Here is a 12,859-nt window from a genome sequence, read left to right as displayed (position 1 = left end):
CCAAAAAAAAGCCCCGCAACGAGTTGCGAGGCTGTTTAATTTAGAAGGTGTAACGAACACCTAATTTGGCACTCCAGGAGGAGCTCATGTCGACAGTACTGTAGTTATTCGGATAGTAGCCTCTATAAACAGGGTCAATTTGATACTGACCTTCGTCATTAACGCCACCCAAGTCATACAAGTTAACCTGCGGATACTGAAGACGGCGCTCGATGCCCCAATCATCGTTCAGCAAGTTAGCAAAGTTGTCGATGGTTAAGTATAAGATTCCTTTGTGACCATCCATAAACCCTGGAATTTCTTGCTGAATGCTTAGATCCAAGTCGGTAACCCAAGGCTGGTTGTGAGTGTTTCTGTCAAGTATATAACCTTCACCGCCGTAAGAGATGCCCGCATTATCTAGCAGCATTTGCATTTCTTCCCAGCTAATTGAGTTTTCCCAGTCTACGTTAGGATCATCGGCACCTGACGGGATGTACGGCAGGTAAGCTGATTGACTGAAGAACTCTGGCGTATCCCCAAAGTCGCCATCTTGATACATGCCGATAGCATAGCTAAACGGACGACCTGAACGGCGTTCAAAGAACAGGTTAAAACGGGTTTCATAGTCCGCGAAGAACTCTTTCTTATAGCCCAAAGTAATTTTTAAGCTGTGTTCAGTTTCAAAGTTACCCGTTGCTGAAAATGCTTGGTTACGGTTTTTAGCAACATAGTGCTTATAGTTACTTGCTGCCTGTGAAGAAGAACCAGCGCCATTATCTTCAACATCTTGGTAAGTATAACTTGCTGTAAAGCTTACCCCGTTATTCCATTGTTTTGCTAAAGACTGCGAGAAAATGTAAGCGCGACCGTCTTCCGGTGCATTTCTTAACATGATATCTGAGTTTTGAGAGCGATCCCCCTCATAACGAGACTCATGAATAATACGTTCACCGTCAGCCATTACTTCGGCTTCTACTATCGCAGTATTATACCAAACAGGCTGGTCTTTCATGCGTTTGTACATCAATGACGTAGTCGCATTAAACATATCACCTAAGTAAGGAATATCCAGCTCGTAGTCTAGAGCCAGTTGAGCTCGCCAGTCATTCGGTAACTCGAAGTTTGGATCCGTATAGTTGGTACTACCGTCACCTTGCTGCATCGCGTCCTGAATTTCTTGTGGTACACCATCGAAACTTGTAACGGTGTTGTTCGAATAATAATCCACAACTGCGCTTCTCGGCGCTTGTACAAGTGTTACACCGTCTTTTGTGAATGGGTTGGTGTACCAAACGTTAGGAACACCGCCGTAGAAACGGCCAATACCGCCACGAACCACTAAACTGCTGTCGGTATAATACTTAAAGCTGATACGCGGAAGGAAGATATCCAAACCGTCCAAGTTTTCCTGGTTGGTCATGCCATCATACGCTTCCTGGAAGTTTTCGTTTAATGTTGGCTTGTCGTCAGAACTTAAACGCTCGTAACGCAAACCAGCATTAATCTCCAAGTTTGGCGTTGCATAGAACGTATCACCAACATATAGCGCTAACGTAGTTCTATCAACTTCATAGGCCGCGTCTTCCGGATTGTTGGTATAAGCATTCTGGTAGCTGAAGTCCCAGTTGCCATTATAGTTGCCAACAATACCGTTTTCGAAACCATAGAAGTTATCAAACTCCCACGACCCTAAAGCATTAGGAACAAATTTGTTGTAAAGGCTTAACTGCTCAACTTGGGTACCAAAAACAATTTCATGCTCACCCATTAAGTAAGTTGCATCGAAATTGAAGGTCAAATTGTCATTCTTAGCAACGTTGCTGTGGCGGTATTCGTCGGTACCAAACGCAAAGCTAGGCCCGTTGAAGAACATGTCTACTTGAACCGAACCAATGTCTGAGTTAGTTAAAGAGTTAGCTTCCACATCTTTGTAGGTGATACCCATTTCAGTAATGAAATTTGAAGACCAGTCACTGTATAAACGAGCGCTGATGTTGTTCATGCGCGTATGGTATGTGTATCGGCGCGAAGCCAACTGAACAAAATCTCCACCGGTAGAGAAGTTACGCTCATCGGAGTTATCCTGCCACTGGTAGGTCACATCTAGACGGTGAGCTTGGTTAATATTCCAACTTAGCTTAGTTAACCACTTACGATCTTTACTCTCTGGGTCCCCACCTAGAGAATCCTGAATACCATAACGCTCGTCTAATATACGAAGAAATTCATTATAGTCTGCTTCAGAAACGTAGAACTCGTTAGTAGCGCCGCTGCCTTCAAAGCCGTAGTCTAAATCGATTTCACGGCTCCATTCTTCATAACTGGTGAAGAAAAATAACTCATCTTTAATAATAGGGCCGCCGAAAGACAGGCCAAAAGTCGACATTGACTGATTAGGCTCAATGTCTTCATTACGGTATGTACGATAGCCGTTTTCGTCCAGGTCACCATAATTCTCTCGAACCGCCTGTACGTCACCTTTTAAGTCGGCGTCAGAAAACTCGTAAAATAACTCGCCTTCGAACTCGTTAGTACCTGACTTAGTTACCGCGTTAATAGTACCGCCTGAGAAGTCGCCTTTTTTCACAGAAAACGGCGCGGCATCCACTGATATTTGCTCAATAGCACTTAACGATACGGGAGGCTGTTCAGTTGGGTAGCCACCATAATTCAGACCAAAGTCATCATTCTGGCCAATACCATCAACCGTGACGCTGTTCATGCGTGGGTCACCGCCAGCAATAGTCATTTCACCTGAGCCGTTGATGGTTACTAGCGGGTTAATGCGAGCGACGTCTTTCAGATCACGATTGAAGCTTGGCATATTATCAATGGTATCTTCACCAAAGCTGCTGCTCGCACCACCGCTTTCCATCATGATAGCCGAGCCGCTAACAACTAAGCGCTCCATGTCTGCTGACTCTAACTGACGGCTAACACGGAATGTGTCTCCAAGATCAAGGTAAACGCCTTCTAAAACCGCGTCGCGGTATTTATCGGAATCAAGGATAACTTGATAAGGACCGCCAACACGCAGACCTTTAGCGGAGAAAACACCGTCTTCGTTAGTTGTAAACTCATTAACCGTTCCTGTTGGTTGGTGAATGATGACAACTTTTGTATTTGCAGCCGGGTTACCCTGAGGGCCAGTAATAACACCGCGCATAGATGATGATGTTTCCTGAGCGAAAGCACTTGTCGAAAGTCCTACAGCTAAAGCAACAGCTGCAGAAATTCGACTCACCTTGGAGTTTAATTTCATGAGTGATTTCCTAGTTTTTTAGCAACGATTAAAAATAAAGACTGAAAAGGACGAAATGTTATAAAGAAGAAAGATGACAACTTGATGAAAGTTTTAGAAGTGAAACGATTATTTTTAAAACACCAGTAAGACGTTCGTTTATTATTCGATGATGCCCCACGGCATAACAGCTGATTCATCACAGGAAAGCTCATGACTTGATAAGCCTCGAGACTGTGGTTGGTGGTCGGAGCTGTTGGGTATGCCGTTTGATTCATTACGCTTCTAAGACATTTATGTGTCAGATATGTGACATATTTTAATCAAAATATTCGCCCTTGCCTAGCGCTTTGGGAACCTTTATTCTTCTTAATTGTCTTAGGCGTTTCTCAAACAGGCATTCCCATGGGCTTTATGCGGTTTTCAATATACTCAACATTTGTACTTTTTATGATCACTTCTCTTTCTGCGTTTGCAGGTTCTGGCAAAAGCGAACCTGAGACGGTTCGTATTGCAACCTTTAATGTCAGTATGGACGCGTCTAATTATTTGCCGGAAAATGAACTTCCAATGCTGAAGAACTCTCCTCTTCCCGGTGTTCTGGAGCAAAACCATGAGCAAATTCGTGGTATTGCAGAAATACTTCAACGCGTACGTCCCGATGTGGTCCTGCTGAACGAGTTTGACTACGTTGATAAAGCCGTAGGTATTGATGTTTTCCGCAGTGATTATTTAGAAGTTTCACAAAACGGTCAGGCAACTATTGACTACCCTTATGCCTACACTGCTCCTGTTAACACTGGTGTGCCTTCACCTTTCGATTTAAACCGCGATGGCAAAGCCAGTGGCTCTGGTGACGATGCCTGGGCTTTTGGTTGGTACCCTGGTCAATACGGGATGGTTATTTTGTCAAAATACCCTCTGATAGCTGAGGACGCGCGTACCTTCCAGCATTTCCTATGGAAAGATATGCCGGGCCGCCACATTCCTTATGTACATGACTCAGACAAGCAGCCAACGTCTGAGCCCTGGTTCTCTGAAGACGCTATGGCTCAGTATCCGTTGAGCTCGAAATCTCACTGGGATGTGCCGGTAAACATTGGGGACCGTGTTATTCACCTATTAGCGGCGCACCCGGTACCGCCTGTCTTTGACGGTCCTGAGAACCGTAACGGAATGCGCAACTACGATGAAATACGTTTGTTTGCTGATTATTTAACACCTGGTCGCGATAACTATCTTTATGACGATAACGGAGTTCGTGGCGGGTTAGGTGAAGACGCTAGCTTTGTAATTCTGGGAGACATGAACGCACAAGCCGGCGCAGGTGGTGTCGACGGCGCTATTGAGCAGCTCCTTGAACACCCTCGGGTCAATGACGTTAAACCACAAAGCCAGGGTGGTAAGCTGCACTCTCCGGATATTGAGGGTTCTCAATTTCACACAGCGGCTTGGCGCAAACGTGTTGACTATGCCCTACCGTCTGATGACTTAGTGGTCAAAAATGCAGGTGTTTTCTGGCCCGTTGACAATGAGCCTGGTGCCGACATGATGCAAAAGCGCGAAGCTTCTTCTGACCACCGCTTGGTGTGGATAGATATTGTGAAGTAAACGCCCTTTACGCCCACTTAATGGGCTGTCGTCCGTGTTGCTGCAGATAATCGTTGGCTTTTTTGAAATGGTTAGCGTCAAAAAAGCCGCGATGCGCAGATAAGGGCGATGGGTGTGGCGCGGTCAGAATGTAATGCTTAGTGCCATCAATCAGCGGGATCTTTTTCTGAGCATGCGACCCCCATAATAAAAACACGACATGCTCTGTCGCTTCCGACACTTTTTTGATAACGGTATCGGTGAAGGTTTCCCACCCCCAGCTTGCGTGACTGTGCGCTTTCCCCTGCTCAACCGTAAGTACCGTATTCAATAGGAGCACGCCTTGCTGAGCCCATTCGGTCAAGTCTCCATGTTGAGGGAGTACGGTGCCTGGGTAATCCAGAGCAATTGCTTTAAACATATTGCGCAGAGACGGCGGGAACTTCACGCCTTCTTTAACAGAAAAACTCAGCCCATGCGCCTGCCCTGGCCCGTGATAAGGGTCCTGCCCCAAAATAACCACCTTCACCTGCTCGGGTTCAGTCAGCTTTAACGCATTAAACACCTCTTCCTTAGGTGGGTAAACGACCGTCTGCTGACGCGCTTGCTCAACACGCTGCCACAGTTCTTTGAAGTACGGCTTTTGCTTTTCTTCGGCTAAAAGACTACTCCAGGGCATGATCTTATTCCTCTATTTAATGTCGTGCTGGATCCAACGTGCTTTGCTCTTGTCAGGCTACAATTCCTGATAACTCAACTGCTTTACGCCAACTTCGCTTAACAATTTAGCCAGTGGCCCTGAAAAATGCTCGGGAGTTTTTTGCTCTAGCCTCACAGCCATAACATTTTGTTTGTCGCTCAACCAACGGATAGTAAACAATGTTGAACTGACATCCCCAACATAAGTACAGGAGTCAGGAAACTGAGGTAGTAGCAATTCAAACCCAACCCGGTTGTCGATATGCACCAATTCCGGATGTTTCTTTTTAAAATGTTCAATGTAATTTGACCGCGGATGAGCTTTTAGCGCAATACGGTTTTTCTCAGTTTTGCGACTGAAAATATCCACCATTCTGTCGAGGTGTTCATTCACGTCTTTATAGAAAGAATCACCCGTTAATATAATAACGTAATCGACATTCTTTAACGGCTCTATGTCAATATCCGCCAGCGCCAGCAGGTTCTTATTAAACTCATCGAACTCGGGCAGTTTAAACGCCGCTTTTGAAATAGGCTCAACTTTCTTGTTCCGCAAAACCGGGTGTATCAGTTCAGGGAAGGTTGCGTGAATGGTCGATATCCACTTAGACGCACCTATCATCTGCGGACTGCTCCACCACATACCGTAAGCCAGCTTCTTCAATAAAGGGTCGACGTAGTTATGCACAAAGCTGTGCATGTGCCGGTGCCCCAAATAGGTTTGGGTTCCTTCATCCAGATAATGGCCTTCGGCACTGTTTTTCCCGCGGGTCGCCAGGTGCATAGTGTACTGAAACTCAACGCTTCGGTCAGAGCCGGTATAAACCCGCGACGGCGGCATTTCTGCAACCAGATCGGTCAGCCTTTTTAGTCGTGCTTTACGCTTACTAAGCTTACTTTTTATATGCGCATCGCTAAAGCTAATAACGGTTTCAAAAATAGAACTGTTTTCCAGCGCCTGGGTAAATAGCAGACGATTACTCTCAAGGTAGTAGTCAATAACCGCAACATTAATGTCATCTTTATGACCCAACGCCGTGGTTACGCTGAACAACAGGTGCAGCGGCGATGAAATAAAATAGTAATTAACTTGTTTCACGTTTTTCCCAGTCAACAAAAACTTTTTGCTTAGGTATGTCCCAGAATTCATCCGAGCGTAGGGTACTTATAAAGCCCTCCGCACTATTACCATCACCAAACTCCGAAGAAGGATCAAAGCGTTTGCTTTTAAAGGTTTTTATGGCCTCTAAAATAGCTGGCGTTTGTTCGTCTACGTTTAAAATGGACTCCGCTCTAGCCCGGCTTTGCTGTCTGCTACCCAGATTAATGGTAGGTATGCCGTAAAACGGCGCTTCGCGAACACCCGCACTTGAATTACCGATGATCATATTGGCGTTTTTCAGCAGAACCAGGAAGTACTCAAAACGAATACTGGGGTAAATGCGAAAACGCGGATGGTTCTCGCAGCGTTTTAACTCCGCCAGAATGGTGTCGGTTCCGTGGTCGTTATTGGGGTACACCACCACGAAATTCTCATCACTTTCCAGCATGGCATCAACGGTCGACTTAATATTCGACTCCAGCGACTCGAGCTCGGTGGTCACCGGATGGTACATAAACACCGAGTAGTCTTTAAACACAATATCGTACTTTTCTTTGACTGTATCCAGCGAAGGTAGGTTAGGCGAGTTCATGACATCAAGGTCCGGTGAGCCGATGGTGAAAATGGACGATTTAGCCTCTCCCAGCTGCACCAAACGCTCCTGAGCTTCGCTATTGGACACAAAGTGCGTGTGTGCCATTTTGGATATGGAATGACGGATAAGTTCGTCGATTGTACCCGACACCTCGCCGCCCTCAATATGAGCCACCAGAATGTTGTTCAAGCTGCCCACAATGGCGCCGGCCATGGCCTCTACCCGGTCGCCGTGAACCACAATTACGTCCGGGGTATTCTCATGAATGTAGTCCGACAAACCCGTTATGGTCTTCGCCAGAACTACGTCCATGGTGTCATTTTTGCTCTGATTAATGTACTTATAACTTGAAGCTATTTTAAGGCGCTCGACTTCTATTGAGGTCATACCGTAGCGGGACATCATGTGCATGCCGGTAATAAACAGCTGAACTTCAAATTCGTCCGCTTTATCGGTGACTTCAATTAAACTTTTCAGTTTGCCAAAGTCGGCACGGGTACCGGTGACGAAAAGCATCTTTTTTTTCATTACTGAACATCCTCGGAGCGGAGCTGGACATCATTTTCTATATCTCGTGCAGCAGTTTTACCCATTAACTTTTCATAGTCGTCTGCCAGAAATTGACCTGTTCCCGGACGCTTAACCCATAAATTATCCTGGCTAAAAGTTTCACCTTGTTTAATAGGTTTAATCGTCACAACACTAGCGTACGCGAAATCTATGGTCACCTGCTCCTCAGCTACTGCACCTTTCTGGCCACCGCGCATTGCTTTCATTCGCTTGGACTCCTGAATAAGCGTGCGGCACTCCTCGGTGTCCATAGAGCAGTTAATGTCCGGCCCGGTGCGCTGTTTGTGGTCAGTAAAGTGACGTTCAAGAATAGAGGCACCCACCGCTACGGCGCCCAGGCAGGCCAGGTTATCAATACTGTGGTCTGACAGTCCGACAACAGCATCGTCAAAAGCGTCCTGTAGCTGATTCATTGCGCCTAGCCGGATCAGATGATCGGGTGTTGGATACACGTTAGTGCAGTGCAATAACGCATATTGCACTCCATGCTTACGGAAAATATCTACCGCTTTGGCAATAGACGGAATGTCGTTCATGCCGGTGCTAAGAATAATGGGCTTTTTATAAGATGCCACAAGCTCCAGCAACGGGTAGTTGTTACATTCACCTGAGCCAATTTTATAGGCTTCAACACCCATACGCTCTAAACGCTCTGCGGCCGCGCGTGAAAATGGTGTACTGATGAATATGGCGCCTTTGCTCTCTACGTATTCTTTCAGCTTGGTTTCGTCTTCTTCATTCAACGCGCAACGCTCCATAATTTCGTAGATAGACACATCGGCATTCCCCGGAATGACTTTCTTTGCATCGGCGCTCATTTCATCTTCAACTACGTGAGTTTGGTGCTTAATAATCTCCGCTCCCGCAGAGACCGCCGCGTCGACCATTTCATAAGCCGTTTCAAGGCTCCCTTCATGGTTAATGCCTATTTCAGCCACCACAACCGGGTCATGGTCGTAGCCAATTTCGCGCGATCCAATTTTTATTACTGGATGTTTTTTCGGGGGGTTAGCCATATTGCATTCTCTCCATAATCTGTTCGGCAAGTTGCAGGTCACTTGCTCTGTCAATGTCGACAGACGCCTCTTCGCTCATAATGTAAGGGTAGACATTTTGCCGCGGAATACCGCCGCCGGCTTCGAAGGCTGCTGTACTAAATATATAAATGGCACCGTTGGGATGTACGGTACGGGGAAGATCCTGACGACGCATGTAAGGTGCGTCCAGGCTTAAAAGTCCGGATAATGAACCGTCTGAGTTCAGTTTATAAGCTTTTGCAGCAGAATGCGCCGGTTCAATAACACTTAAAACGCAGTTGGCGTCGCTATTTGCATAAATACGGTAAGCCTCGTCAATATGCTGTGCGGATCTTAACGGCGACGTGGGTTGCAGCAACGTTACGCTGGTAACGTTAAGTGGCTGCTTTTTTAAGTAATTAATGGCGTGTGCAATAACCGGTTCGCTGCTGGTGTCGTCCTGTGCCAGCTCTGCCGGCCGCGGAATAACCTGAACTCCGGCCTGTTGACTGACCTTAGCAATGGCCTGGTCTTCTGTCGACACATAAACAGCATCAACCGACGCAGCCTTTTGTGCGGCCAGTATGGTCCAGACAATAAGCGGCTTGCCGTTCAGTAACGCGATATTTTTCCCGGGCAGCCCTTTCGAGCCACCGCGGGCGGTTATCAATGCAACATTCATTCGTTTTGTTGACCTGACGACTTACAAATATCTCATAGTTTATCACGTTCTACCGTGACTTAGTCTACCAGAGTTATTCGTCCCGGTATTTCTCAAACCAATGTAAGATATAAGCAACTTTATTCATCAAGTTGCTTGGTCTTGCATAAATGCCATGACCTGAGTCCTGAATGCGCACCATAGCAGTGTCGACGCCTTTCAATTTCAAGGCCTGATAATATTGCTCGGTTTCCGACATGGGCGTTCTGTAGTCATTCTCACCGGTTAATAGCATCGTTGGCGTTGTCACGTTACCCACGTAACTAATTGGCGAGCGCTCCATGTAATGTTCCATATTATCCCATGGTAGGCCCGGGAACCAGTACTGGTAGAAGAAGTTATACATGTCTGCAGTCAGTACGAAGCTGTACCAGTTAATGACCGGTTTAGCCACAACAGCGGCTTTAAAGCGGTCAGTGTGACCCACTATCCAGGCTGTTAGTACGCCGCCGCCACTACCGCCTGTGACAAACAACTCGTCTTCGTCAATAAAGCCTTTCTCAATAACTGCGTCAACGCCGTCCATAAGGTCGTTATAGTCATCGCTTGGATAGTTATGATGAATTTCATTGGCGAAATCAGCACCATAGCTAGTACTGCCACGAGGGTTGGTATACAGCACGACATAACCGGCCGCAGCAAATAACTGAATTTCTGCCGCAAAACGAGGACCATAATTAGTATGTGGACCGCCATGAATTTCCAGCATCAACGGGTAGTCTTTGTCTTTGTCGAAGTTCGGTGGGTAGGCAATCCAGCCTTGCAACTCTCTGCCATCCACGCTCGATTTGTAGCGTATTTCTTCTACTTTCGCGAGCTGCTTATGTCCCAGCGCATCTTCATTTAAGCGAGTGACTTGCTGTACGTTACCGTCTTGCCATAATGCCAGCTCTGCCGGGCGCATTGGGTTTGAAATGGTAAAAGCAATTTTGTCCCCTTTTGCAACACTGAAGTCGCCTCCACCATAGGGTCGGCTGTAAGAAAGGCCACCCACGCGGTCAGTTAAGTGCGTGTGCTCGCCGTTTAAGTCCGTTCGTGCCAGTTGCCCAATTCCGTTGTCGTCATAAGTGAAATAGATGCCACGGCTGTCAGAGTCCCACGCGAAACCGGTAACGCTACGATCTAAGTCCGGCGTTAGCACTTCAATATCAGTGCCATCGGTATTCATGACGTAGAGCTTAGTAATCTGATAGCTCATTTTTTCATCGTCATAACCGATATACGCAATTTTATCGCCGTTTGGTGACACTTTAGGTGAACTGTCTGGTCCATTTCTGTCAGTAATTGGCGATACCTCTTTGCTAGCAACAGTTAGCTGATAAATTTCACTATTTACAGGGTTAAGGAATGCGTCGTCTCGACGATTAGCCGAAAAGAAAATATGCTTTCCGTCAGCCGACCAGGCCAAATTACCGCCATGGTTGAATTCGTCTTCGGTTAATTGACGGGGCGAGCCTCCAGTAGCGGGAATAACATAAATTTGTTGATATCCGTCTTCTGCATAGCCGCCACCGTCATAGCGGTAATTGCCTTTATCAATATATTTTGGAGGTGTTGTCCAGTTGGCCCCTTCGGGTTTTCCTGGCAAGCTTACGGGTGCAGGCTCAGGTTTTGGCGTAAACATTGAAAACGCGATTTGGCTACCATCGGGCGACCAACTCAGGCCTGACGGCGCTTTCGTTAATTGAGTAATGGCTGCGCTTTCGCCAGAGTCCACCCAATAGATATGAATTTGCGGGCTTCCGGTTTCCGTTGAAACATAAGCTAACCGCTTACCATCTGGCGACCACACTGGCTGGCTCTCACTGCCTTGCTCGCCGGTTAACGGGCGTATATCTCCGTCCGGTAGTACGCTCCATAAGCGCCCAACTTTGCGGTCGTTTTGTATGTCCATAGACTGGCGGACAAATACGCTCCACTCACCACTTGGGTGAATTGTCGGTGACGATGCATACTCTAGAGTGAAAACGTCTTCTAATTCTAACTTTTCTTGGGCTATTGAGGCACTTGATACTGCCAGCGCCGCTGCCGCTATTACCCATTTTTTCATTGTTGTTCTCCTCAGACATCACACCTGACGTAAATAACGTCATATATGGTCCCCTCCCGTTTTTGCAACGTGAGCCTGTGGTAAATGTCGGGGCGCTCGCATATATACGGCCTGTTTATGGTGCGCTTTGCGCACCTGGCCTGGATGAACTCCGCACGGCAACTGGCTTATCAGGCTAACGTACTGAGTGTACTGACGCTATCCAGTCTCAGTTGCCGTCGGTTTACCCTATTTTACCATCCTGCTTACGTTTGCAACTCCCGGAAGGAATGAACCTTCGCTTTGCTCTTTTACTGAACGCTGTTGCTGTTAAGCAGCAGTCATTCGGTAATCTTCTTTATTCTTTAACATCGCCCAGATTATCCGGGCGTGCTTATTGGCCAGTGCCACTGCCGCAACGTTGTTGCCCCGGCGTTTAGCGACATCCTGTGCCCAGAGGCTCAGTCTGTCCTGCCGTTTTTGCGCTACTCGCAGCGCTGAGCGGGCTCCGTGCACCAGCAGTGTCCTCAGCTTGGTATTGCCTTTTTTGGTAATACCACCTAAACGGTCTTTGCCGCCGCTGCTGTTTTGCCGTGGTACCAGCCCCAGATATTCCGACAGGTTACGGCCGCGCTTAAATTCATTCACATCGCCTATCAGAGCCAACAACGATGTTGCTGTTATCGGGCCGATGCCCGGTATCGTCATCAGCCTGCGGCTGTCTTCGTTGTTATCAGCCTGTGCCGCTAAGCGCTTATCCAGTGCTTTAACCTCTTCGTCCACCGTGCGAAGCATTTGATACAGGCGGTTGATTAAGTCCCGGGACTGAAGCGTCAGCGCATTGCTGTCCTCTTCCAGTATCTCCGGTACTCTCTGTAGTATGGTACTCACCCGCTTGGGTAAAATAATGCCGTATTCGGCCAGCTGGCCTCTTAGCCGGTTCGAGAACTGCGTTCTCGTCTGCACGAAGCCTTCCCGTTGATTCACCATCAGAGCTAAATCCTGCTGCTCAATACTTTTCAGCCTGACCGTCTGACGATTAGGCCGTGATGCCGCCTCGGCTATCGCCCGGGCGTCATTTGCATCGTTCTTCTCACCCTGCAAATACGCTTTGACGAAGCGTGGTGGCAGCGCCACCGTTTTATAACCCAGTTTTTCACATTCGCGGCGCCAGTAATGACTCATGCCGCAGGACTCAACCGCCACTTCACAGTCATCTGTACGTTTCAATGTTGCCAGCTTCGCTAACACCTTGTTGCTGCGCAGCTTTTTATTAAACACTTCCTGCTCATTTTCATCCAGCGCCAAAACCTG

The 12,859-nt window shown here is 47.3% G+C and carries 9 protein-coding genes; 1 reads left to right on the top strand and 8 read right to left on the bottom strand.

Features of this window, described 5'->3' with window-relative positions:
- Positions 1-40: 40 nt before the first annotated feature.
- Positions 41-3,244: a TonB-dependent receptor gene (locus BLT32_RS11735; RefSeq protein WP_053954466.1), complete on the bottom strand. Its 3,204-nt coding sequence runs from the start codon at positions 3,242-3,244 to the stop codon at positions 41-43.
- Between the two features lie 429 nt (positions 3,245-3,673).
- Between BLT32_RS11735 and BLT32_RS11730 the strand changes: the two genes are divergently transcribed.
- Positions 3,674-4,834, top strand: coding sequence for an endonuclease/exonuclease/phosphatase family protein (locus BLT32_RS11730; RefSeq protein ID WP_235444015.1), 1,161 nt, complete (start codon positions 3,674-3,676; stop codon positions 4,832-4,834).
- 7 nt (positions 4,835-4,841) lie between these two features.
- Here BLT32_RS11730 and ung read toward each other — a convergent pair whose 3' ends face one another.
- The 7 genes from ung to BLT32_RS11695 all read right to left on the bottom strand — a co-directional run.
- Positions 4,842-5,492, bottom strand: a complete 651-nt coding sequence (gene ung, locus BLT32_RS11725) for a uracil-DNA glycosylase (protein WP_053954468.1) — start codon at positions 5,490-5,492, stop codon at positions 4,842-4,844.
- Between the two features lie 57 nt (positions 5,493-5,549).
- Entirely contained in the window at positions 5,550-6,611 is a 1,062-nt protein-coding gene (locus tag BLT32_RS11720; RefSeq protein ID WP_053954469.1) for a polysialyltransferase family glycosyltransferase, read from the bottom strand.
- Positions 6,598-7,737 carry a UDP-N-acetylglucosamine 2-epimerase gene (gene neuC / locus BLT32_RS11715; RefSeq protein ID WP_053954470.1) on the bottom strand — a complete coding sequence of 380 codons (1,140 nt, stop codon included), beginning with the start codon at positions 7,735-7,737 and terminating at the stop codon, positions 6,598-6,600. The genes BLT32_RS11720 and neuC overlap by 14 nt, the downstream gene beginning before the upstream one ends.
- Positions 7,737-8,795, bottom strand: a complete 1,059-nt coding sequence (gene neuB, locus BLT32_RS11710) for an N-acetylneuraminate synthase (RefSeq protein ID WP_053954471.1) — start codon at positions 8,793-8,795, stop codon at positions 7,737-7,739. The genes neuC and neuB overlap by 1 nt, the downstream gene beginning before the upstream one ends.
- The gene (locus tag BLT32_RS11705; protein ID WP_053954472.1) at positions 8,788-9,477 is read right to left on the bottom strand and encodes an acylneuraminate cytidylyltransferase family protein; all 690 of its coding nucleotides are present in this window, start codon (positions 9,475-9,477) and stop codon (positions 8,788-8,790) included. The genes neuB and BLT32_RS11705 overlap by 8 nt, the downstream gene beginning before the upstream one ends.
- Before the next feature lie 73 nt (positions 9,478-9,550).
- A complete protein-coding gene (locus BLT32_RS11700; protein WP_053954473.1) occupies positions 9,551-11,566 on the bottom strand; it encodes a S9 family peptidase in 2,016 nt (671 codons plus the stop codon).
- A 309-nt stretch (positions 11,567-11,875) separates the two neighbouring features.
- Positions 11,876-12,859, bottom strand: a 984-nt coding sequence (locus tag BLT32_RS11695) for an IS110 family RNA-guided transposase (RefSeq protein WP_143020967.1), incomplete at its 5' end; no start/stop codon positions are given.

The organism is Idiomarina zobellii (assembly GCF_900100855.1).
Lineage (GTDB): Bacteria > Pseudomonadota > Gammaproteobacteria > Enterobacterales > Alteromonadaceae > Idiomarina > Idiomarina zobellii.
This window is presented reverse-complemented; position numbering and strand designations above follow the sequence as displayed.